This window comes from Acetobacter sp. DmW_136, from assembly GCF_008690365.1.
In the GTDB taxonomy this organism is placed as follows: Bacteria; Pseudomonadota; Alphaproteobacteria; order Acetobacterales; family Acetobacteraceae; genus Acetobacter; species Acetobacter oryzifermentans.
In genome coordinates this window covers 1-21,433 of record NZ_VHON01000032.1, presented here as the reverse complement: position 1 = coordinate 21,433, position 21,433 = coordinate 1, and the positions used below count along the sequence as shown (strand labels likewise).

Below are 21,433 nucleotides of genomic sequence, written 5' to 3'. Positions count from 1 at the left end.
ACAGGTTTTTCTCCTAAAAAGGACACTTCGCGGCGTTCGCCATTCAGGATATAAGTTTCTCCATGCGCTATATTTCCACACGCGGGAATGCTCCCGTCCTTTCCTTTGCCGATGTTCTGCTTACCGGTCTTGCCGAGGATGGCGGCCTGTATCTGCCCGAAACATGGCCCGAATTCTCGCTATCTGATTGGGAAAGCCTGCGTGGCCTGCCCTATCCGGAACTGGCAGCCCGTGTTCTGGCCCCGTTTGCAGCACCGGACATAGATCTGGAAACACTGCGCGACCTGTGCGCCAAGGCCTATGTCAATTTTGATCATCCAGCCATTGTGCCACTTACGCAGGTGGAAGATGGGCTGTTTGTACAAGAACTGTTCCACGGCCCCACGCTGGCATTCAAGGACATGGCCATGCAGGTGCTTGGCCAGCTTTTTGAACATGTGCTGACCCAGCGGAATGACCACGTCACCATTGTTGGCGCCACCTCTGGTGATACAGGCTCTGCCGCTATTGAAGCCTGCCGTGGGCGGGACCGTCTGTCTGTTATCATTCTGCATCCCAAAGGCCGCACCTCTGAAGTGCAGCGCCGCCAGATGACAACCGTTCTGGATTCCAACGTCACCAACCTCGCTGTTGAAGGCACGTTTGATGATTGTCAGGATCTGGTCAAAGCCCTGTTTGCTGATCTGCCTTTCCGCCGGGAAATGCATCTTTCAGCCGTCAATTCCATCAACTGGGCACGTATTGCAGCTCAGATTCCCTACTATGTTTATGCGGCTTTAAACTTTGGTGCCCCAGAGCGTGAAGTTTCCTTTGCTGTGCCTACAGGCAACTTTGGCAATATTCTTGCCGCTTGGGCCGCACGCAAAATGGGGCTGCCTATCAAGCACCTGTGCGTTGGCTCCAACCGGAATGACATTCTCACCCGGTTCCTGAACGCCAATGACATGACAATCAAAGGCGTGGTACCCAGCCTTTCCCCATCCATGGACATTCAGGTGTCTTCCAACTTTGAACGTCTGCTGTTTGAACTTCTGGGCCGTGATGCTGCTGCCTGTGCACGCATCATGACGGGCTTCCGCGCCACAGGGCATATGGATGTGCCTGAAGAAGTGTGGGAAAATGCCCGCACCGTTTTCTCTGGCCTTGCGCTGGATGATGAACAAACGGAAGCGGAAATTCGCAACCTGCACCAGCAGTCCAATTATTTAGCAGACCCACACAGCGCCATTGGTATTGCAGCTGGCCGCAAATTCCGGCAGGCTGGTGTGCCGATGATTGCAGAAGCCACAGCACATCCGGCCAAGTTCCCAGATGCCATGGTGGCGGCCACGGGTATTCACCCGGCATTGCCTGTGCATCTGGAAGATCTGTTTGAACGGGAAGAACGTTACCGCACTGTTCCGGCAACCGAAGGCGCAATTAAGGACGCTGTGCGCGCTGCGGTACTGGCAAACGCTCCCTAACACCCCACATCTTACTTTCCCGTGTCAGGCCGCCTTGCCCGGCGGCCTTTCTTTTTCAGGACAAGAATGACAGACCCCATCAACATTACCCGCCTGCCCTCCGGCTTAACTGTTGTGACAGAACGCATGGAACGGGTGGAAACAGTTTCTTTCGGGGCCTATGTGGCCACAGGCACACGCCACGAAACGGCAGAAGAAAACGGTGTTTCTCACTTTTTGGAACACATGGCCTTTAAAGGCACAACCAGCCGCTCCGCCCTGCGCATTGCCGAGGAAATCGAGAATGTTGGCGGGCACATCAATGCCTACACCGCACGGGAGCAGACTGTTTATTACGTCAAGCTTCTTAAGGAAAATCTGGGGCTGGGAGTTGATATCATTGGTGATATCCTCACCAACTCCACGTTTGATCCTGCGGAAATGGAGCGCGAACGCGGGGTTATTCTGCAAGAAATCGGACAGGCAAATGATACGCCTGACGATGTGATTTTTGATCATTTTCAGGAAACAGCTTTCCCTGACCAACCAATGGGCCGCCCAACATTGGGCACGGAAAGCCTGATCCGGGATATGAGCCGCGAAACCCTGATGCGCTATATGAAAGCGCATTACACCACAGACAACATGATTGTGGCAGCCGCTGGTAACTTGCACCATGAAGATGTGGTGCAGCGTGTGCAGCAGCATTTTGCCAACCTGTCCTCATCCTCTGCGCCGGTAACACTCTCTGCTCGTTATGGCGGCGGGGAATTCCGCCAGGTGAAGGAACTGGATCAGGCGCATGTTGTGCTGGGCTTTCCCTCCTTTGGATATGAAGACCCGGATTACTTTCCGGCTCTTCTGCTTTCCACGGTGTTGGGTGGTGGCATGTCTTCGCGCCTGTTTCAGGAAATTCGGGAAAAACGTGGACTTGTTTACTCGGTCTATTCCTTCAATGCACCGTTCACTGATGGTGGTATTTTCGGCATTTACGCAGGCACAGGCGCCAAGGAATGTGCGGAACTGGTGCCCGTAACGCTGGAAGAACTGAACAAAATTCAGCGGTATGTTACGGAAGAAGAACTGGTGCGCGCACGGGCACAGCTTAAGGCCTCGCTTTTGATGTCCCTAGAAAGTACCGGCAGCCGATGCGAACAGATTGCACGACAGTTGCAGATTTTCGGTCGGATTATTCCCACAGCCGAAACTGTCCGCAAAATTGAGGCTGTAAACGCTGGGGATATTTGCCGTGCGGCATCGCGCATCTTTACGGGCACACCCACGCTTGCGGCTCTTGGCCCGATTGAGCACATTCCTTCCTTGCAGATCATTACGGAGAAACTGGCAGCATGACGGAACAAACCCTAGACCGTATTTCTGATCTGGTTGCCCGCGCACGCAAAGCTGGGGCAGATGCGGCAGATGCCGTATTTGTCCGCAGCGTGGCGGCAGGTGCCGGTGTCCGCAATGGCGTGACAGAAGAGCTAGAACGATCTGAAACCACGGATCTGGGGCTTCGTGTTTTTGCTGGCAAAAAAAGTGCCATTCTTTCTACCACCACGCCGGAACCTTCGCGCTTTGATACGCTGATAGAACAAGCCATGGCCATGGCCCGCGTTCTGCCGGAAGATCAATACGCCGGGCTTAACCCACTAGCCCAGCAAGGCCGCTTTACCCAAAATGATCTGGAATTGGCAGATTCGGCTGAACCTACAACCGAAGAACTGTTGGCTCGTGCACGCTCTGGAGAAGAAGCAGCTCTGGGCATAAAAGGCGTGACCAACAGCGCCGGTAGCAGTGCCTCTTGTGGGCGCACAGAAGTATATCTGGTTACATCCGCCGGGTTTGCCGGAAGCTATACCCGTACGCAGCACTCCAACTCTGTATGCGTGCTGGCTGGCGCTGGTGACAGCATGCAGCGTGATTACGATTACCACGGCACAGTATGGCTGCGTGATCTGAAAGATGCGGCAGAACTGGGCAAAAGTGCCGGTGAAAAAGCCATTGCACGCCTTAACCCCATTAAACCCCGTACTGGCCGTTACCCTGTTGTGTTTCACCCGCGGGTAGCAAATAGCTTTTTGGGGCACTTTGCAGGAGCCATTACAGGCACAGCCATTGCGCGTGGTACATCCTTTTTAAAGAACAAACTGGGGCAGACTATTTTTGCCCAAAACGTAACCATTACGGATGATCCAACCCGCAAAAAAGGCCTGCGTTCTCGCCCGTTTGATGGTGAAGGCATGCAAGTTGCACCGTTGCATCTGGTAGAAAATGGCACTTTGCAAAGCTGGATTTTGGATAGCCGAAGTGCGCGCCAACTTGGGCTGCAAAGCAATGCCCATGCCTCTCGCGGAACATCTGGCCCACCCGGCCCGTCTGCCACCAATCTGTTTTTTGAACCCGGCACACTCTCTCCCACCGAACTGATGGCGGATATCAAGGAAGGCCTCTATATTACCGAGATGATGGGATCTTCCATCAATGGCCTTACCGGTGATTACAGCCGTGGTGCTTCTGGGTTTATGATTCGCGATGGCAAGATTGCAGAAGCCGCTGCCGAGTTCACCTTGGCAGGCAACCTTCTGGATATTTTTGCGTCCATTACATTAGCTCATGATCTGGACTTCCGTTTTGGCACGGACGCCCCCACATTACGTACAGATGCCCTAAGTATTGCCGGGGCATAACCTCTCTCAGCCGGAGATTATTCTTTCTGTGAAACCCCGCATTTTTGCACCTGTTCTCACTGCCTTCCTAAGCATCAGCCTTCTTGCCGGGCCTTTGACGCTGCATGCTGATGCCCGCCCCGGCCAAGGTGGCTCTATGGGTAGCCGTGGCAGCAGAACATGGAGCGCGCCCCCACCCACACCCACGGCACCTTATAGTGCGGCCCCAATGGAACGTTCCATTACGCCGCGCACCGCGCCTTCCCCTAACTATGGGCCGCAAACAGCACCGTTTGCACGTCCGGCGGCACCCTTTGCTCAGCCTGGTGTTCGGCACCCATTCCTAACCGGATTTGCTGGTGGGTTTTTGGGGGCTGGCTTGTTCGGCCTATTGAGTGGGCACGGCTTTTTTGGCGGTATGCACAGCTTCTTCAGCCTGATCGGGTTGATGATCCAGATCGCCTTTGTGGTTATGATTGTTATGTGGCTGGTGCGGCGTTTCACTGGCAACAAAAGCTCTGGTGGCAGCCATTTTGCCATGGGTTCAGGCGGGGTAGCCAATGCACCGGGTATAACGCCTGGGGCAATGCCTTCTGCCGGTGGTGGAAGTGCCTCTTTGCAGATTAATACTGCGGATTATCAGGCTTTCCAGCAAACGCTAATGGACATCCAAACAGCGTGGAACCAGCAGAATATTCCGGCCATGCAGCAAATGGCCACACCTGAAATGGTCTCTTACTTTAACGAGCAGCTTTCTACCCTTGCCAGCCAGGGGGCCCGTAATGTTGTTTCGGATGTGCATTTCATCCAAGGCGATCTGGCAGAAGCATGGCGTGAAAACGGCATGGATTTTGCAACTGTTGCCATGCGCTACAGCCTGATTGACCTTACAACCAATGCCACTGGGCAGGTTATTCAGGGCAGTTCGACCGAGCCGGTGAACATTACCGAGCTATGGACCTTTACCCGGCCTTCTCGCGGGGGGCGTTGGCTTCTTTCCGCCATACAGCAAACCCGTCAGTAAGCACTGGCATTTTGTAGCCCTGCCCTTTAACCTTAAAGGGCAGGGCTTTTTATTGCCTACCTGATACCTACCGGGGGATATGCTATTATGCTGCTGCTTGAAGTTCTGACTGCATGCAGTGTTACGTTAGCAATCTGCTTTGGTGTGTTTTTTCTGTTCTGGCAGAAACGTAAACTGGCAGAGCTGGAAGCGGATCTCATCCATTTGCGCACACAGGGCATAGATATCAGCAAAGATACGCTTCTAAACGCACAAAACCCTGCACAAAAGCAAGGCTAAGAGCTTATCTCACCGCAGCTCTATGCGCTGGGATGAGAAAGTATGGTTTGGCTTTAACAGCTAAACCTTATGGGTGAACCAAAGTTAGCCCGAACATGATACCCGCCAGCACCATCATAAACCCCAGCATGGTGCGCACACGTTCTTTTTGCCGTTTGTGCTTTTCTGTCTGCTCAAGCAGACCATCCTGCTGTGCATTCATACCACTTACACCCATGCCTGAAGGAAGTGATCTGCCAGCAGACCACAAAAAAGAAAGAACAGGTAGGCCAGAGAAAAGCGGAAGGAAATCCGGGCCGCTTTATCCCCTTTTAGGCTTACACCCTGTGCATCCTGCGGTTCCAACAACACGCGCACCGCACATGCCACAAACCCAAGGCCAAGCACCAAAGCTGTAACCGTATAAAGCCAACCGCACAGATGCATAAAGGATGGCACCAGAGAAACAGCCAGCAGTACCAGTGTGTAAATAAAGATCTGCCAACGTGTATGCCGCGCACCACGCACAACTGGCAGCATGGGAATACCTGCGCGCCCGTAGTCCTTACAGGCATACAGAGAGAGCGACCAAAAATGCGGAGGTGTCCAGAAAAAGACAATTCCGAACATTACAACAGGCAGAACGGCCATATGGCCTGTTACCGCTGCCCACCCGATCATGGGCGGGAATGCGCCAGCCGCACCGCCAATAACAATATTCTGGGGCGTGGAGCGCTTGAGCCACATTGTGTAAATAACGGCGTAAAAGAAAATAGAAAACGCCAGAATACCAGCAGCCAACGTATTGGTTGCCATCCACATCAAACACACGGAAAGGCAGGAAAGCCCTACCCCGTAAGCTAGTGCCTCGTTTTCTGGAATACGCCCACCCGGAATGGGGCGGGTGATAGTACGCTGCATTACGGCATCAATATCGCGATCATACCACATATTGATGGCACCGGCCGCACCCGAGGCCATACAGATGCAAAAGATGGTCACCAACGCCACAAAAAAATTCATGTGGCCGGGCGCGACAATCATGCCTGCCGCACCTGTAAAAACAACCAGTGAGATTACGCGTGGCTTTAATAGCTGAATCCAATCTCGCGCACGGGTGCCAACCTGATCGGCTTTAAACCGCGGACGACGTTCCGCTGTTGCTTCCAAGGAAGCTGTTGCCACGCTATCACTCATGCCCGGTATCCCTTGGAAACCTGAACAGGCATGGCCGCACAATGTGCTGTTGCCTGCTGGTTACGCCGAAAGCTCACCACCACAGCTCCAATAAAGCACAGGGCTGCCAAACCAAAAAATGCACCACTTGCCATTTGTGCACCCGGCACAAATACCAAGGCCGTAGCTACAACAGTACAGGCAAAATGCAGATACGCCATAAGCTGCGGATACCAATATCCGCACTCCTCACCACGCCACAGATAAAAACCGCCGCACACAACATACAAGGCGCCAAGCTGAAGTGCAGAATGCAGGCCATTCCCCTGCACAAGTTGTACAAGCCAACCACCAGAAACCACGCTCATAAAACCCAAGCCCCACAGCAAAGGTACACGAAGTGTGGCACGGGCATTCCATGCACCTGCCAGCCACAATACAGCCAGACAGGTGGCCGCAAAGGAACACAGAGCCAGCATGGTGCTACCCACCTGCATGGCACCAGCACTTTCCGTGCCCTGCATAAAAACGCTTTTGGTCCATGCCACAACGCCAGAAGCAGCGGCGGCAGCCATAATAAACGCAACAGGTTTTTCAGAAAACTTGCCAACGCGGGCACTAATTTCAAACACCACACCAAAGCCGGCAAGCAGCACAACTAGCCCTACTGGGCCAGCAAAGCTTTCTACATTTACCGCAGTTGCATCATGCCAATGTTTAACAATCTGCCCGGCCATAACAGGCACCGTAAGCAGCATAACAGCGGCCGCCAGCATTTCTCCCCACACAAAAGGAGAGAATGGCTTGCGTTCATCCATATCGGCGCGGCTATCAAACACAGTTGCCAACAGGGCCATGCTTGTCATCAACGTGCCTACACACCACAGCAACGTAGCGGTTTTAAGTTCAGCCCCTGTAACCGTCAGCGCGGCTCCAGCAAAGACACACAGAAAACCAGCATCATTCAACCGCGGCAGCAATACGCCCGCACGCTGCACGGCACGCGGCAGCCATAAGGAACCAAATCCCCCCAGCAAAGCCGGAACAACAACATATAAAAGCATAAGAACAGGATGGGCCTGCACAACAGCATGCCATCGGGCTGTTGCTGGCATCATGCCCATTTCAGAAAGTGTAGAAGCACCTCCGCCAGCTAATGCCGCCAGAGCAGCCAGCACCACGTAAGCAGCCCCCGTGCCGTTCCCTTTTCTGGCAACACGCATGCCATCTCCAGATGTCTCATTCTGTTGGCTCTGGTTATGGGCGACCATCATGCTCCAATTTCCAATTTCTTACTGGCATCATGCAGCCCTACGCCCTTGGCGCGTGGCATGGCATAAACCTGTTCCATCGTATTTACGTTACATACGCGCAAATACCATTTTCTGCCACGCAGAAGAAACGCCCCTGCCTTGGCAGGAGCGCACAGGTTATGCAGGCAGATTTTCTAGGGTGACCAAAGTAAACAGCCCTAATGGCGGAACAGGCTGAATAAAGGCACGCCGGATGTCTTCGGCTGGTAACAACGATTCCATTGCGAAATCAGGATGCCACCCCAAGGAGTGGGAGGCCCGGCCCAACGCATGTTCGACAGCACCACGGACACCACCGGGGGCCAGAAAATGATTTACAAACAGAATATAACCACCGGGGCGCACAACGCGCTTGAGTTCATGCAGCAACTGGCGTGGATGCGGCACCACAGAAGCCACAAACATAGCCACGGCGATATCGAAGGAAGAATCTTCAAACTTCGTATCTTCGGCATCCATTTCCAACAGGCCGTTAACGTTTGTCAGCTTATCACGCTGCACACGCTCACGCGCCTTGGCCAGCATATCGGCAGAAAGATCAATGCCGGTAATCTGCTTTTCTGCCCGGTAATGAGGCAACGCCAAGCCGGTGCCCACCCCTACTTCCAGCACATCCGTGCCGGGCAGACCGTTTACGGCTTCTACAGCACGCAAACGCCCAAACCGGGAGATGCCGCCAAAAACAACATCATACACATTTGCCCACCGACGATAGGCGGCTTTGACAGCCTCCGCATCCAGTGCCGAACGGGAAGGAGGAGGCGCGGGACTATCCCCCCCGCCGGAAGGATAATTTTGGAGAACGTCACTCATGTCCTCTCTCTGCCTGCTGGTGGACATTTCTTCAAGAGCCACAAAAGGTCTTCCTCTTCTGCACAAGGCACGCGTCACAAAAGCGCCCTTGTGTAAGGGCATATACTCCTTTTACGCTGCAACAGTGCAATAGATAGTGTTAATATAGAGCCATGTTAGAATTTCTTCTCGCCATCTTCGCCATCGCTGTCTGGATCAGTATTGGTGCCTACTATTTCCGTGAATCGATATTTCAATGGCTAGACAACCGCTTTGGAAAGGACACGCCCTTGGCTGATCTGGAAGCGGCAAGCAAACAGGACGAACCACCTGCACAGGAAAAAAGCAAAGACTGAAGATCACGCGGCGTGCAGTTTACGCTCGATGCAGTTCCAGATTGCGCCTGCGCCATTGATTCCATCAAAACGTTCCAACTCCTGAAGGCCAGTAGGAGAAGTGACGTTAATTTCTGTTAAATACTGGCCAATCACGTCTATTCCCACAAAAATCAGGCCATGATCTTTCAGAAATGGGCCAATAGCCGTGCAGATTTCACGGTCACGCGCACTGAGCCCGATCTGTTTGGCCACACCGCCTACATGCATGTTTGACCGGTGATCTTCCCCCGATGGCACACGGTTGATTGCGCCTACGGGCTCTCCGTCCACCAGAATAATACGCTTGTCTCCGGCTGTTACAGCGGGTTCATAACGCTGGATCATCAGCGGCTCGCGCGAGCGTGCAAAATGCATTTCAAGCAAAGCATTTAAATTCTGGTCATCTTCACGGATACGGAAAACGCCGCTCCCGCCATTCCCAAAAAGTGGCTTTACAATAATATCGTGCCATTTGGCTCGGAAAGCTCGAATCTGTTCGATATCCCATGTTACCAATGTTGGCGGCATCAGATCTGGAAAGTGGGTTACCAAAAGTTTTTCAGGGCTGTCACGCACCCAGCGCGGGTCATTCACCACCAAAGCTTTGCCCGGCCCAATACCATGCACGTGGTCCAGCATATGCGTAGCTGTAATATATGCCATATCAAAAGGCGGATCCTGCCGCATCAGCACCACATCCATATCACCTAATGACTGGCGCATTGGTGCACCAAATGTGGCGTGGTTTCCTTCTTCTCGCCGGACGGTCACAGGCCGCATCAAAGCCGTTACCCGAGTTTTGGAAGATTGCTCTGGTTCCGCCGCCCCTTCACCCAATGCCAGCGTATTCACCTCATACACATACAGGGCATGCCCGCGTTTCTGAGCTTCCAGCATAAGCGCAAAGGTTGAATCCCCATGGATGTTAATGTGCTCCAGAGGGTCCATCTGAACCGCAACCTGTAAGGATGATGCCATTGAGGTATGTTTCCTGTTATTCTTGGCTATAAAAACTAGAATGCAGCGTATCCTGCCTTGCCTGCCCGGTGCAAACAACACTCCGCCAGAAGCCGCGGGTCTAACGCTTATTGGTGGGCAATACCGCAGTGTCTTCCCGCACCGTAACGCCGCCTAAGCAACGCAATCTTACACGATAAACTGCGTAACTATCGGCCACATATCCCCGGCGGCTGCGTGAAATATCTGGATATTGAGAGAGAACATCAAAAAGTGCTGGGTCAGGTTGATCATGCCGCCTGTGGCTGCGCAGCAAATACCCCTCCGCTCCACATGTAGAATGTGGGAACGCAAAAAACTGCCATCTCGGTTCAACCGCCAGCACTTTGCGATTCTGGGCATAAAAAGAAAGTTCACCCGCAAGCCCATATTCATCTGCAATCAGCAGGGCATCAGGTGGAATCTGCTTTTCTACGATCTGCACAAATTCAGGCCAGCCGCCCATTTGCCGTAACGTCATATCAAAATGGGGCGAAAGATGTGCAGGAGCCCACAAAGCTTGCACAACCACAACAACAAACATGGCAGCGCCAAGCGCGCAGGCTGCTTTCCACCAGCGATACGGTACACACACAACAGACAAGGCAAGCGCTGGATACAGCACAACAGGCCAGTTTGCCTGCACGCGCGCACCTATAGCGTGCTGCAAAAAAACAGCCGCAGGCAACAAAACCATGCAGAGCAGTAATTGGGCAAATTGATCACGCAGCCTGAGCAAATATTTTATGGCCACCGCGAACAGCACAAAAATAAACGGAGATGCCAAACCAACCTGACCGCCCAGCAATTCCCCCATAAAGGTGAACATACGGGTGGGCTGCCAATCCCCTGCTCGGCCTCCTTGTTTAAGAAAGCTAACCCAGTGGTGTGTCGCATTCCACTCAACCACTGGCGCCATGCATCCCATTGCTACTACAGCGCCAAGCCAAGGCCATGGAGTGCGTAACCATTGCCTGCCTGCACGTGTTGCCAGCAACCACATACCTAAACCAGCTACAGGCAAAAGAGCCGTATATTTGCTATCAAACCCCAACCCGGCAGAGAGACCTACCAGCAACCAGAATGCTGGATGCCTGCCAGAAAGCAGATTGCTTACGCTCCACAGCAGCAGGGCCATAAAAAACACCAGAGGGGTATCTGGTGTCATGATCAGAGTGCCCAACCCCACAGCTAATGTGCTGTTTAATATAATGCCGGGTTTAAGAGCCGTTACAAACTCGTTGCCGACACTGACAGCAAACAGTTTCTGAGATTGCAGCCATTGCTGCGCGGCCTGCACCAACAAAACCGTGCCGATAGCCGCAGAAACTGGCCCCATAAAACGCAGGCCCTCAGCGGTATCACCCGCAAAAAACATGCCAATGCGCATCCACAGCGCCACCATGGGGGGGTGATCAAGATACCCCGCAGCCGGAGCCAATGCCCAGAGGCGATAATAGGCTTCATCTGGGGAAAGCGGAATCCATGCGGCCAGAATCAGCCGGAACAATGTGAGCAGCCCTAGTGCTACCAAGCACATCCATACACCACGATTGTGGTTTGAAATTTTTGCAGTCACGAGCGCCAGACAACAGTTGAAGACATGGCGTAATTCCACACCACGGCAAGAATAGCACCAGCCAAGCTTGCCTCATTCGGCATATGATTCTGGCCGTAAATCATCCGGGCAATACCCACATCCGCCAATGCCCCCACCGAACACACCAGCATGAAAAGAACAAGCCCGCGCATACACGCCCACCCACGCAAACGCCTGTCACGATACGTGAAGTTGTTATCCAAAAAGAAATTCAGAATCATGGCGGCAACAGTGCCAATGGCCTGCGCCATAGAAAAATGCGCCCCCACAAGCCGAGCGCACTGCATAACGGCAAGATTTGTGCCAACGCCCGCCAGCCCGACCATACAAAAGGCGACAAACCGCAAAGGCACCCAGCCTTTGGCAAATTTATCTAAAAGAAGTGCGCCAAACTGGAGCATAACCAATGCATCCAGCTTGCTTTCCCCCGCCACACGTGGACGGAACCCACAAGGCACCTCCTGCACGCGCAAGGGCTTGGCGGCAGAAAGCAACAAATCCAGTAAAATTTTAAAACCAGTACCAGATAAACGCGGGGCAATTGCGGCGAATGTTTCTTGCCTTAACGCAAAAAAACCGCTCATCGGGTCTGTCAGCTTTACTGGCAAAAAGCGTTGCGCAAGCCAAATGCCCCCATCAGAGAGCGCATGCCGCCACGCATTAGCCAAACCCGCATTATTGCCACCCTCTACATGCCGACTCCCAACTGCAACATCACATGTATTGTTCAGAACGGCATCTATCAGCGCGCCAAGGCGTGATTCGTCATGCTGAAGATCTCCATCCATCACCGCCACCACCTGCGCGGAAGAAGATAGCGCACCTTCAATAACTGCTGATGAAAGGCCCCGCCGCCCTATGCGGCAGATACCACGCACACGGGCATTATTTCGCGCCAGATCTCTCACACGCTGGCTTGTGTGATCGGGCGAATTATCATCTACAAAGATAACTTCCCACCGCCTGCCCGCCAGCGCCTGTTCCAGAGCTTTGACAAGAGGCGCCACATTTTCCGATTCGTTATAGCATGGCACAACCACGCTAATATCCGGCCCTCTTGCAACGGTTTCTGTTGAAACCGTTTGATGGTCTGTCACGGGGTCTGCCCTTCCTCCTCAACCTGCACCGGCACCCCCCAGCGCTCCAGACTTGTCCGGATGGTTTGCAAAGTTTGCACACGTATCACGTGCTGTGCTTCTGTGAGTTGGCGGGTCAGCAGGTTTTCATGCGCGGCATCACGCGCAATCAAACGAACCAGAAAATCGCCTCCCCCACGGATCATGTGGCATTCGCGCACTTCTGGCCATTGGGCCAGTTGCTGCTCAAAACTGCACAGAATGGCCTCTTTTTGGCTTTCCAGCCCGATCAACGCAAAAAAGGTAATGGGCCAGCCCAAAGCGGCAGCATTAGGCTCTGCATGATAGCCACGGATAATGCGTTCTTCTTCCAAACGCCGGACACGACGCAGGCACGGAGGCGCTGAAATACCGACACGGCGGGCCAGTTCCACATTGGTCATGCGGCCATCATTCTGAAGCTCTGCCACAATGCGAAGATCAACTGCGTCCAGATCTGTCACGTTTCCTGATCCATCCTGCACAAGAGGCATGCACCCCAATTCAACTCGGGCGAGTATATGCCACGCACCACATCTGGCGGCAAACACCTAAAGAGGCACACCCTTGCCCAAAACCCATGTGGCAGCCATATGCTTCCAACAGTTATATGCAGGCTGCTTCCACAATAGTGGCCTGTATGCCTGATTTCCATATGCGGGAGCGCTGCCAATATGGCTGAAACCATTACAACTGATCTGCTCGTTATTGGCGCAGGACCGGCCGGGTATACTGCTGCTATCTATGCGGCACGCGCCAACCTTTCTCCTGTTCTGGTTGCCGGGCTGCAACCAGGTGGCCAGCTCACCATTACAACGGAAGTTGAAAACTACCCCGGTTTTGCCACAGCCATCCAAGGCCCGTGGCTGATGGAACAAATGGCTGAACAAGCGCAGAATGTGGGCACACGTATTGAATACGACATTATTACATCTGTTGATTTCAAAGCGGGCTCACCATTCCTGCTCACAGGTGATTCGGGCACCATTTACAAAGCGCGTTCAGTTATTGTTGCCACAGGTGCACAGGCTCGCTGGCTAGGCCTACCAAGCGAGAAACGCTTACAAGGTGCTGGTGTTTCTGCTTGCGCCACGTGTGATGGCTTTTTCTACCGCGGGAAAAATGTGGTGGTTGTAGGCGGCGGCAATACTGCTGTTGAGGAAGCCCTGTATCTCACCCACCATGCTGCGCATGTTACCTTGGTTCACCGGCGCGATAGCTTGCGGTCTGAAAAAATTCTGCAAGACCGGCTTTTCGCAAACCCCAAGGTTTCCGTTATCTGGAACAGTGTTGTGGAAGACATTCTGTCTGATGGCTCGCCTGAAACAGTGTGTGGTGTCCGACTGAAAAATACGCAAGATGAAAGCGAACAGACCATCCCCACCGATGGCGTATTTATTGCAATCGGCCATGCCCCCAACACAGCTATCTTCCGTGATCAGCTTACGCTGGATGCTGAAGGGTATATTGAAACCACACCCGGCACCACACGCACTTCTGTACCCGGAGTCTTTGCCGCGGGGGATGTGCAGGACAAAACATATCGCCAAGCCGTAACAGCCGCAGGAACTGGCTGCATGGCAGCGCTGGATGCAGAACGCTATCTTGCTGGTTTAGCCTGATAACTTAACAGAAAACGGCTTCATCCCTTGACCAAGGGAGCCAATTCCTGCACGTAATACACCGCATAAAACACGGCTGTGTTTTTGTAACTTCATTCAATTTGCAGGAGGCATGCGTGGACTGGGACAAACTCCGGGTTTTCCATGCAGTGGCAGAAGCCGGTTCCTTTACCCACGCGGGGGATGTGCTCAACCTCAGCCAATCTGCCGTATCACGGCAGATTTCTGCGCTGGAAGACGTCCTTCAGGTTCCTCTCTTTCATCGGCACGCCCGCGGCCTGATCCTAACGGAACAGGGTGAAACACTTCATAAAACCGTGCGCGAAGTCTTTTCCAAACTGGAAATGACGCAAACACTGCTGACAGAAAGTAAGGAAAAGGCAGCCGGGCGGCTGCGCGTAACCACAACCACCGGCTTTGGTAACTGTTGGCTTATGCCGCGGCTTCATCGCTTTATGGCAGATAATCCGGAAATAGATATCTGCCTGATTTTGGAAGATAATGATCTTGATTTAGGCATGCGGGAGGCTGACGTGGCGGTGCGTATGCATGCACCCAGACAGCCAGACCTGATCCAACGCCATCTGGCGGATTTTAGCCTGCCAATTTTTGCTGCCCCGCTCTATATTGAGAAATACGGCATGCCAAAATCTCTGGAGGAAATCAAAGAACATCAATTGGTGCTGTTGGGTGAACACCATCCTCCGGTTGTGCATGTTAACTGGCTGGCGCAAGCCTGCCGCAACGATGGCAGCACGCAAATTGCTCGGCTAGAAGTTAACAGCATGGCTGCTATGGCCTCTGCTATTGCTGCGGGCTTGGGCATTGGGTCCATTCCAACTTACGCAGCAAAAGAATTTCCAGATCTGGTTCAGATCCTGCCGGAAATTACCACTCCAACTGTAGATGCTTATTTTGTTTATCCGGAAGAACTGCGCAGCTCTAAACGCGTAGCTGTTTTCCGTGATTTTCTTATGAGTGAATTAGGTATTCGGTAAATATTCTCGCATTACCAAATATCTCACAATAAAAAGCCTGCTCCCATTTTTAGGGGCGGGCTTTTTTATTTTCAGATACCACCGTCCCTCTCAACAGAAATATTCCAGTAGCTCTTATTCTTAATTTTTTCTGATAAATATGTGTAATTTTTGCTGTATCTGTCTTCCATCATAATATTTTACTTTGAACTTATGTAAAAACCAAACATTTTAGAAAATTATGGCACTGGATATTTCTTGCAACCTTAAGTGATGTTTCTGCGTTTACATAAAACGAGCACACAGCCCTAAGCAGAACAATAAACCCGAACACACGATTACAGAGAGCCGAAATATTACCGTTTGTTTATTATTTGAAATGAGCAAAACTTTCTGCATTGCTTCCAATAATGTTCTTTTATGGACAATTATGCGCTGAAATTGTGAGTTCACCATTCACAAACTACAGTTAAAGGAGTATGGAGTGCAGATATTCACACCAAATTCCTATTGGATTTATCATGAGTGAGAACCAGGACTACTCTCCCCTTCTTGATCTGGTATCAGAGATCGTTTCCGCACACGTCTCCAATAACCAGACAGACCCTGCACTTATCCCGGGCATGATCCGTGATATTTATCAGGCACTAAAAACCGCTGAACATCCGCAGAATGAGCCGGAAAAACTTCAGCCAGCAGTGCCGGTAAAGCGCTCGGTATTCCCGGATTACATTATCTGTCTGGAAGACGGGAAAAAGCTGAAGATGCTGAAGCGCCACCTACAGAGCGCTTATGGCATGACACCTGAACAATACCGTGAACGTTGGGGCCTGCCCGCAGACTACCCGATGGTAGCCCCTAACTACGCAGAGCGCCGCTCTACTCTGGCTCGTGAAATTGGCCTTGGCCGTAAAATTCATGCCGCTGGGGATGAAGAAGAACAGGGTGGCCGTGGCCGTCGCAAGAAGTCTCCTACAGCATAAATTCGTAGAAACTGACGACTAAAAAGGTCTGGCGGTATTTCTCTGGTTCATACCGTCAGACTTTTCTATCTTGACGTCTTCTTCATCATTACGGAATGTTCTGAGTATAATTATTGTACACACAACAGCCGGGTGGGAGAACTTAAGATGACCAGATCCGAGCTGATTACAGCCCTGATGCAAAAAAATCCGCATCTTCAGCTGAAAGAAGCAACACGACTTGTAAATATTGTATTTGGCACCATTACCAGCAGCCTTGCGGAAGGCAGCCGCGTAGAATTACGTGGGTTTGGTGCATTTTCTGTAAAAGAGCGTGACCCACGCGTTGGCCGCAACCCAAAAACAGGGGTGCAGGTTCAGGTTGGCAAAAAGCTCGTTCCCTTCTTTAAAACGGGCAAAGAGCTACACCAGCGCCTGAACAAGCCTGTTAGTGGTAGCAAACGCTCACGCTCCTCAGTCTGACTGCTGCGTTATAAAACTATGTGCCAGGCGTAAGTCTTCTACAAAGCGTGCATATTCCCGCGCTTTGGCCTCTTCATTCGGCAGGCGCAGCAAGTAAGACGGGTGCACCGTGACCAACCCAGAGCACTGCTCATTCAACTGGAAGATGCGAGAGCGCTCGCGCGAGATGGTAACAGGCCGCTTGAGAAGACTCTGCGCTGCTGTAACACCTAACATAACAATCAGCTTGGGTTGTACTAGCCTACGCTCTGCATCCAACCAGATTCGGCAGGCTTCGACAGACTCCTGATCTGGCTTCTGATGCAGGCGCCTGTTGTTTCTCCATGTAAAGCGGAAGTGCTTTACAGCATTTGTCACGTAAATGTGATTCCGTAAAATACCTGCTTCTTCCAGCGCCTTATCAAACACCTGCCCTGCTGGCCCAACAAATGGACGGCCTGCCAGATCTTCCTGATCTCCCGGCTGTTCCCCAACAAACATCAGAGGCGTATTTTCTACGCCTTCTCCAAAAACCGTGCGCTTGGCAGGTTGCCATAAAGAACAAGCTCTACAGTCCATGGCCTCTGCAGACAAAGACGCGAGAGAAGCCGCCTGTGCAACATCCTCTAACGTAGGCACCAGCACTGTGTTGGGATACCCCTGCCACATGCCCTGCCCGTCTGCCTGCCACATATCCGCAGAAACATGCGCGGCCTCAGCCTCACCTGCGGCAAAATGCAGTTGGTTTCCATCCCACCACATCCGCCGATAAGGTGTCATAACCTCCCATGGTTGGGCATTGCGCTCTATGCAGAAGCGTCCATTTGCTTCCACAATGTAGTTCTGCGGTGTGTATTGCAGGCTTTTACTTTGGTGTTGATTACTGAATGTCGAAAAAGCTAGGCGAAACTGCTCCGTTTCTTGTTTAACGCTCTGCACAAGCTCTCGAAGCTGCTGGATATCCGGATCTTCCCGTAAATTTTCCATATCCAGCAAGCCATGCGTGAAGCGGTAAACAACACGATATAAAAGCTCAAAACGCCTTGGATGATGCGCCTGCAATGCTTCCAACACGGCAGTTACCAACTTACGCGGAAGGTTAAGAGGCGCATCATTATCGGCGGAATCTGGCGCTTCCAGCACCCAAGGTGTTTGCCCTTTGCCCGCTACACGCCAGGTTATGCTTTCGGGGAGCACCTGTTTTTGCACATAATGGCGTGTAGCGGCCCGCCATGTTGCCAGATCCACCTGGTGCGCCAGTACAATCTCAACCATCCCCGGCTCCCTTTGTTTTTTATGCCCGTTAGCCGCGCTTACGGTTTAAGCGCCTGCGCAGCCCCGCCAGCACATCTGCCAAGTCTATAACGCCCAGCATGTGCAACATACCGGCATAAAATATGCCCCCGGCCCCTACCATAACGGTCAGCCATATTAACCGCATAAGAAAATGCGTGGGCAGCGGCAGCAAGGTTTCTATGCCAACAAGCAGCAGCGCCATAACAGCCGCCCCTAGGCCAACCCGAGCAATGCCACCCAATAGTTCTGGAGCAAGCAACAGCGCATTTTTTTGCCGAAGTAAAAAAGCCAGCACAGCCACATTTATAACAGCGGCCAAACTACTGGCCAAAGGTGGCCCCATATGAACCAGAGGCTTCATGAACAGTAGATTAAGCACAAAATTAAGCAGTAGCACGCCAATACCGATGTAAACCGGTGTGCGCGTATCCCCGCGTGCAAAAAATGCTGGAGAGAGAACTTTCACAAGCACAAAAGCGGGCAAGCCAATAGCATAAGCCCGCAAGGATTGCGCTGAAAGCAGCGCATCATGCTCGGTGAAAGATCCGTGGCCGAACAGAACAATCATGATCGGCCCTGCCAATACCAGCAAGCCAGCTACAGCCGGAAGTGTGAGCAGCAGAACATATTCAATAGACCGGTTTTGCGCTGCGTGCGCTGCATCTGTTTCTCCTGCTGCTAAATGGCGCGTGAGCACAGGCAAAAGCGTGGTACCAGCCGCCGCCCCCAAAACCCCCAAAGGCAACTGGTTAATCCGGTCCGCAAAATACATAAGGGAAACACTGCCTGCCGGAAGCAGTGTGCCAATAATGGTATCAATAGTAAGGTTAATCTGCCCAACACCACTACCGATCAGCCCCGGCACCATACGGCGCAGCAACAGGCGGATACGGGGCGTAAGGGCTGGCCACAAAGGCATTAGGCCAAAATGCGCACGCTCACACGCCCAGAACAGCAGCCCCAGTTGTGCAACGCCCGATGCCGTTACCCCCCATGCCGCAGCGTAAGCAACATTCGGCAAAAAGGGTGAAGCCAGCAGAATGGCCGCAATACCCACTACGTTGAAAGCCAGATAAGCCGCCGAGGCCACACCGAACCGGTGCAAACCATTAAGAACACCAGCCAGCAGCGCTGCCGCGCAAATCAACACCAGATAAGGAAAGGTAATACGGCTCAGACTGACGGCTAGAGCGTATCTATCCCCACTTTGTAAAAAGCCGGGAGCGATAACCTTAAGCACCTGCGGCATAAAAATTTCGCCCAGCACGCATAAAAATACCAGCCAGACCAGCATAACGCCCAAGGCCCTGCGTGCAAAAAGCTGTGCTTCCTCTTTGCCTTCTCGCGTCAGTACAGAAGAAAACAAAGGCACAAAGGCTGCGTTAAATGCACCCTCCCCAAACAAGCGCCGGAACATGTTAGGCAGACGAAATGCCACCTGATAGGCATCCTGCAATGCCCCTGCACCCATAAAAGCTGCCAGAAGTTGATCCCGAACAAGGCCAAGAACACGGCTGAGCATTGTCCAGCCGCCAACGGTAAGGAAATTTTTAAGCATGACAGGATCAGTTCTTACTACGCCGCAGGAAACTGCGCGACACTAACGAAAGTGTCAGAAAAAGATACGGAAATATGATCCTTATGCGGCATATCTGGTTATGGCATAGGCAGCGCCGCCATACCGCGATATGGTCTGATAACAAAGCTTATGCTCGCCCCCAGCATACAAAATATGCTGAAGATAAAATGTTATTGCGGAACCCCTGGGAGAACACACCAGAATATGCCCGATTCATTGCCATCACAATTTCTTCCGGATTCACCACGCTGCTCTTTTATCAAACCAAGCCAGCGTTCTCGTCGGGGGCAGGAAATGGCGCGTACAGTTCTGGCGCTGTTTATTGTGGGAGTAGCCGTTTACACTATCCAAGGCTTTTTGCCCGCATTGGCATGGGGAAGTGTTTTTGCCATTGCCACATGGCCTCTTTATACGCGCGCTTGTAATAAATGGCCCCATGCAGCCTCTGGCACGCTTCTGCCCTTGTTATTTACGGCAGCCATGGCATTGCTATTTGTTATTCCGCTTACTCTTGTAACGCTGGAAGCTGTGGGAGAAGCCCAGAGTGCACTGGAATGGCTATCTCATGCGCGCGAATATGGTGTGCCTGTACCCGATACCATTCATCGCCTACCTTTTGGAAGTGCCGCGATAAGCAAATGGTGGGAGGCGCATCTTTCAGACCCGCGTGATCTTTCTGGCATGCTGGGTAATCTGGATAGCAAGGGTGTGGCTGTTACACGCGCCGTGGGTTCGCAGGTTGCGCATCGCGCCACATTGTTCTGCTTTTCCATCCTAACCTTGTTTTTTCTGTATAAAGATGGGCTTTCCGTTATCCGCCAGTGCCGCGTGGTTTCATGCCGCGCTTTTGGTAAACGCGGAGAAAGCATCGGGCGCCAGATTGTTGCTTCCATTCACGGCTCTGTTCAAGGGCTGGTGCTGGTAGGTATTGGGGAAGGCCTGCTGCTTGGCATTATCTATGTATTTGCCCATGCCCCCCACCCTGCTTTATTTGGCGTGATTACGGCCGTGGCAGCCATGATTCCTTTTTGCGCCATGATAGCTGTCGGCTTGGTCTCTCTGCTCATTCTGGTGCAGGGTAGCTCTGTTGCCGCCATTACAACTTTTTGCATTGGCGCAGTGATTATTTTTACCGCTGACCACTTTATCCGCCCTGCCCTTATTGGCGGCAGCACCAAGCTGCCCTTCCTTTGGGTACTATTGGGTATTCTGGGCGGCGCAGAAACATGGGGGCTGATTGGCCTGTTTGTTGGGCCTGCGGCTATGGCTGCACTTAATCTGCTGTGGTGCCGGTGGGCATACGGAAACAACCCAAAAGCCAGTTAGGCTTTTGGGTTGTTCTGCAACACTGATTTTTCAGAGAAAATATCGGGCAGGCGGGATTCGAACCCACGACCCCCAGTCCCCCAGACTGATGCGCTACCAGACTGCGCTACTGCCCGTTAAGTGTGGAGTGGTGTTTAGCAGGAGGTTTTCTGCAACACAACCCACCCCTGACACAATTTTTTAAGAAACCAGCTTTTTACGGAACTCTTCTAGCTCCACCAGCACATCTGCCAGATCCTGACGTAGCTGACGGTTCTGTTCCACCAGTTCTGTCATATGCGGATGCGGCTCAATAGATGCAAATGTCACCACTGCATCTTCCATTTCTGGTGATAGATCTGCAGCACCCTCAACATTCTCAGCAACCACTTCTGGCTCTGGCTCTGGCTCTGGCTCTGGCTCTGGCTCTGGCTCTGGCTCTGGCTCTGGCTCTGGCTCTGGCTCTGG

Annotated in this window: 21 protein-coding genes, 1 tRNA gene and 1 pseudogene; 11 read left to right on the top strand and 12 right to left on the bottom strand. The window is 52.4% G+C overall.

The window, feature by feature from the left end:
* The first annotated feature begins 62 nt into the window (after window positions 1–62).
* The 5 genes from thrC (at window position 63) to FKW31_RS10975 (ending at window position 5,414) form a co-directional block, all read left to right on the top strand.
* Complete coding sequence (gene thrC, locus FKW31_RS10995) at window positions 63–1,463, top strand: threonine synthase (protein WP_150178564.1); 1,401 nt, start codon at window positions 63–65, stop codon at window positions 1,461–1,463.
* 66 nt (window positions 1,464–1,529) lie between these two features.
* Window positions 1,530–2,795: a pitrilysin family protein gene (locus tag FKW31_RS10990; protein WP_035352617.1), complete on the top strand. Its 1,266-nt coding sequence runs from the start codon at window positions 1,530–1,532 to the stop codon at window positions 2,793–2,795.
* Window positions 2,792–4,132 carry a TldD/PmbA family protein gene (locus tag FKW31_RS10985; protein WP_006116527.1) on the top strand — a complete coding sequence of 447 codons (1,341 nt, stop codon included), beginning with the start codon at window positions 2,792–2,794 and terminating at the stop codon, window positions 4,130–4,132. The genes FKW31_RS10990 and FKW31_RS10985 overlap by 4 nt, the downstream gene beginning before the upstream one ends.
* Window positions 4,133–4,160: 28 nt before the next feature.
* Complete coding sequence (locus tag FKW31_RS10980) at window positions 4,161–5,135, top strand: TIM44-like domain-containing protein (protein ID WP_150178563.1); 975 nt, start codon at window positions 4,161–4,163, stop codon at window positions 5,133–5,135.
* Window positions 5,136–5,222: 87 nt separating this feature from the next.
* Window positions 5,223–5,414, top strand: coding sequence for a hypothetical protein (locus tag FKW31_RS10975; protein WP_150178562.1), 192 nt, complete (start codon window positions 5,223–5,225; stop codon window positions 5,412–5,414).
* A gap of 67 nt (window positions 5,415–5,481) precedes the next feature.
* On the opposite strand, the gene FKW31_RS16565 is transcribed toward FKW31_RS10975, so the two are convergent.
* The 4 genes from FKW31_RS16565 to FKW31_RS10960 form a co-directional block, all read right to left on the bottom strand.
* Window positions 5,482–5,616, bottom strand: coding sequence for a hypothetical protein (locus FKW31_RS16565; protein WP_255411703.1), 135 nt, complete (start codon window positions 5,614–5,616; stop codon window positions 5,482–5,484).
* A 5-nt stretch (window positions 5,617–5,621) separates the two neighbouring features.
* Window positions 5,622–6,590: a heme o synthase gene (locus FKW31_RS10970; RefSeq protein WP_089179245.1), complete on the bottom strand. Its 969-nt coding sequence runs from the start codon at window positions 6,588–6,590 to the stop codon at window positions 5,622–5,624.
* Window positions 6,587–7,843, bottom strand: a complete 1,257-nt coding sequence (locus tag FKW31_RS10965) for a cbb3-type cytochrome c oxidase subunit I (RefSeq protein ID WP_150178561.1) — start codon at window positions 7,841–7,843, stop codon at window positions 6,587–6,589. The genes FKW31_RS10970 and FKW31_RS10965 overlap by 4 nt, the downstream gene beginning before the upstream one ends.
* Window positions 7,844–7,999: 156 nt before the next feature.
* The gene (locus FKW31_RS10960) at window positions 8,000–8,797 is read right to left on the bottom strand and encodes a class I SAM-dependent methyltransferase (protein WP_006116522.1); all 798 of its coding nucleotides are present in this window, start codon (window positions 8,795–8,797) and stop codon (window positions 8,000–8,002) included.
* Window positions 8,798–8,847: 50 nt separating this feature from the next.
* On the opposite strand from FKW31_RS10960, the gene FKW31_RS10955 reads away from it, so the two are divergent.
* The gene (locus FKW31_RS10955; RefSeq protein WP_006116521.1) at window positions 8,848–9,030 is read left to right on the top strand and encodes a hypothetical protein; all 183 of its coding nucleotides are present in this window, start codon (window positions 8,848–8,850) and stop codon (window positions 9,028–9,030) included.
* A 3-nt stretch (window positions 9,031–9,033) separates the two neighbouring features.
* On the opposite strand, the gene gshB is transcribed toward FKW31_RS10955, so the two are convergent.
* The 4 genes from gshB to FKW31_RS10935 form a co-directional block, all read right to left on the bottom strand.
* A complete protein-coding gene (gene gshB / locus FKW31_RS10950; RefSeq protein ID WP_035352605.1) occupies window positions 9,034–10,029 on the bottom strand; it encodes a glutathione synthase in 996 nt (331 codons plus the stop codon).
* A gap of 100 nt (window positions 10,030–10,129) precedes the next feature.
* Entirely contained in the window at window positions 10,130–11,587 is a 1,458-nt protein-coding gene (locus tag FKW31_RS10945; protein WP_370513057.1) for an ArnT family glycosyltransferase, read from the bottom strand.
* 35 nt (window positions 11,588–11,622) lie between these two features.
* The gene (locus FKW31_RS10940) at window positions 11,623–12,744 is read right to left on the bottom strand and encodes a glycosyltransferase family 2 protein (RefSeq protein ID WP_089179250.1); all 1,122 of its coding nucleotides are present in this window, start codon (window positions 12,742–12,744) and stop codon (window positions 11,623–11,625) included.
* A complete protein-coding gene (locus FKW31_RS10935; protein ID WP_035352683.1) occupies window positions 12,741–13,256 on the bottom strand; it encodes an Lrp/AsnC family transcriptional regulator in 516 nt (171 codons plus the stop codon). The genes FKW31_RS10940 and FKW31_RS10935 overlap by 4 nt, the downstream gene beginning before the upstream one ends.
* A gap of 180 nt (window positions 13,257–13,436) precedes the next feature.
* On the opposite strand from FKW31_RS10935, the gene trxB reads away from it, so the two are divergent.
* From trxB to FKW31_RS10915, 4 genes are all read left to right on the top strand, one after another.
* Window positions 13,437–14,384, top strand: coding sequence for a thioredoxin-disulfide reductase (gene trxB, locus FKW31_RS10930; RefSeq protein WP_006116517.1), 948 nt, complete (start codon window positions 13,437–13,439; stop codon window positions 14,382–14,384).
* A 116-nt stretch (window positions 14,385–14,500) separates the two neighbouring features.
* Window positions 14,501–15,382 carry a LysR family transcriptional regulator gene (locus tag FKW31_RS10925; RefSeq protein WP_150178559.1) on the top strand — a complete coding sequence of 294 codons (882 nt, stop codon included), beginning with the start codon at window positions 14,501–14,503 and terminating at the stop codon, window positions 15,380–15,382.
* Window positions 15,383–15,840: 458 nt separating this feature from the next.
* Entirely contained in the window at window positions 15,841–16,344 is a 504-nt protein-coding gene (locus tag FKW31_RS10920; protein WP_006116515.1) for a MucR family transcriptional regulator, read from the top strand.
* Window positions 16,345–16,491: 147 nt separating this feature from the next.
* The gene (locus FKW31_RS10915) at window positions 16,492–16,806 is read left to right on the top strand and encodes an integration host factor subunit beta (RefSeq protein WP_035352595.1); all 315 of its coding nucleotides are present in this window, start codon (window positions 16,492–16,494) and stop codon (window positions 16,804–16,806) included.
* Here the strand turns inward: FKW31_RS10915 and FKW31_RS10910 are convergent.
* Together FKW31_RS10910 and murJ are read right to left on the bottom strand one after the other, a co-directional pair.
* Window positions 16,798–18,060 (bottom strand): UdgX family uracil-DNA binding protein, encoded by a 1,263-nt coding sequence (locus FKW31_RS10910; protein ID WP_150178558.1) that lies wholly within the window; start codon window positions 18,058–18,060, stop codon window positions 16,798–16,800. The genes FKW31_RS10915 and FKW31_RS10910 overlap by 9 nt on opposite strands.
* Window positions 18,061–18,088: 28 nt before the next feature.
* Window positions 18,089–19,639 carry a murein biosynthesis integral membrane protein MurJ gene (murJ, locus tag FKW31_RS10905; protein WP_150178557.1) on the bottom strand — a complete coding sequence of 517 codons (1,551 nt, stop codon included), beginning with the start codon at window positions 19,637–19,639 and terminating at the stop codon, window positions 18,089–18,091.
* Between the two features lie 174 nt (window positions 19,640–19,813).
* Between murJ and FKW31_RS10900 the strand changes: the two genes are divergently transcribed.
* Window positions 19,814–20,986, top strand: coding sequence for an AI-2E family transporter (locus FKW31_RS10900; RefSeq protein ID WP_050793138.1), 1,173 nt, complete (start codon window positions 19,814–19,816; stop codon window positions 20,984–20,986).
* A 42-nt stretch (window positions 20,987–21,028) separates the two neighbouring features.
* Here the strand turns inward: FKW31_RS10900 and FKW31_RS10895 are convergent.
* Both FKW31_RS10895 and FKW31_RS10890 read right to left on the bottom strand, forming a co-directional pair.
* A tRNA-Pro gene (locus FKW31_RS10895) sits at window positions 21,029–21,102 on the bottom strand.
* A gap of 64 nt (window positions 21,103–21,166) precedes the next feature.
* Window positions 21,167–21,433: pseudogene (locus tag FKW31_RS10890) on the bottom strand (MerR family transcriptional regulator); the annotation flags it as partial.